The following is a 1,282-nucleotide window of genomic DNA, read 5'->3' on the forward strand; positions in this document are numbered from 1 at the left end:
GGCTGACCCTGAAGGTCCGGATGCCCGCCGACGCCGGCGCCGCCCTGCTGACCGCCATCGACTCCCTCGCCGAGCGGGACGCCCGCCGGGAACGCGCCCAGAACACCAAGGCCCGAGCCGCCCACGAGCGGGACCGCGCCGCCGGCCGCCCGGTGGACCGCGCGGTCACCGAACGCTGTCTCCACGACCAGGCCGCCGGCCTGGCCCGCGAGCGCACCGCGGCCCGCCGCATCACCGCCCTCGGCGCGCTCGCCGAGGCCCGCACGGCCATGGACCGCCGGCCCGGCGACCCACCCCGACGCGAGGTCGTGGTGCACGTCCACGCCGACGTGCTCGCCGAGGACACCGCCGCCGGACGCGCCTCCTACGAGGGCGGGCCCGCCATCACCGGCGCCCAGGCCCGCCGCCTGCTCTGCGAGGCCACCGCCCTGGTCATGCTGGAGAAGGGGCGCGAGCCGCTGGCCGTCGGCCGCCGCAAGCGCCGCGCCACCAAGGCCCAGCGCCGGGCGCTGCTGCGCCGCGACGGCGGCTGCGCCCGCCCCGGCTGCCCGGAGACCCGCATCGAACGCCTGCACGTCCATCACATGCGGCACTGGCTCCACGGCGGGCGCACCGACCTGGCCAACCTCGTGCTCCTCTGCGACACCGACCACGGCCTGGTCCACGACCACGACCTCGTCCTGAACCGGCGCAACGGCAAGCTGATCGTCCTGACGGCCGACGGCCGGCACATCTGGGGCACCGCCGACGCCGCCTTCACCGCCGGACTGCCCGGCGTCGACACCCACCGGACCGCCGACGCCACCGAGGGCACTGACCCGTTCATCGGCGTGCACCCGATCGACACGATCACCGGCCGGCGCCCCACCGGCACACCCACGGTCAACCAGGACCACGACGTCGATCCGCCCCCCGGCCGGCTGCTCAACCGCCCACCCAGCCCACCGCGCCGCCCCGGACCGCGACGACCCGGGGCACGGCGAGCTGCCGCACGTGTCGGGCGCCCACCCCGCGCCGGCCGCCCGGCGAACCGACGCCCAGGCCACCTGGTCGCCCCCGAGGCAGCCTCCCCGGCCGGCCCGACACGGGACGCCGCCCGCCTGAGCCGCGTCCTCTTCCCCGACGGCGAACCGACACTCGCCGACTCGCTGCAGGAACGCCACGACCGCATGGATCTGCGGTTCGCCATCGGCGTGCTCATGGGCAACCGCGACCTCCTCCGACGCCTCGCCGCCGAGGCCGGCGTGCCCGCGAACGGCTGAGACGGCGCTTCCGCGGGAAC

1 protein-coding gene is annotated in these 1,282 nt (G+C 77.2%); it reads left to right on the forward strand.

Going from position 1 to position 1,282, the window contains the following annotated elements:
* The coding region (locus tag E4P39_RS22730; protein WP_209306666.1) for an HNH endonuclease signature motif containing protein at nucleotides 1–1,262 on the forward strand (1,262 nt) is incomplete at its 5' end.
* Nucleotides 1,263–1,282: the final 20 nt, after the last annotated feature.

Origin of the sequence: Blastococcus sp. CT_GayMR19 (assembly GCF_004570385.1) — a bacterium.
Taxonomy (GTDB): domain Bacteria; phylum Actinomycetota; class Actinomycetes; order Mycobacteriales; family Geodermatophilaceae; genus Blastococcus_B.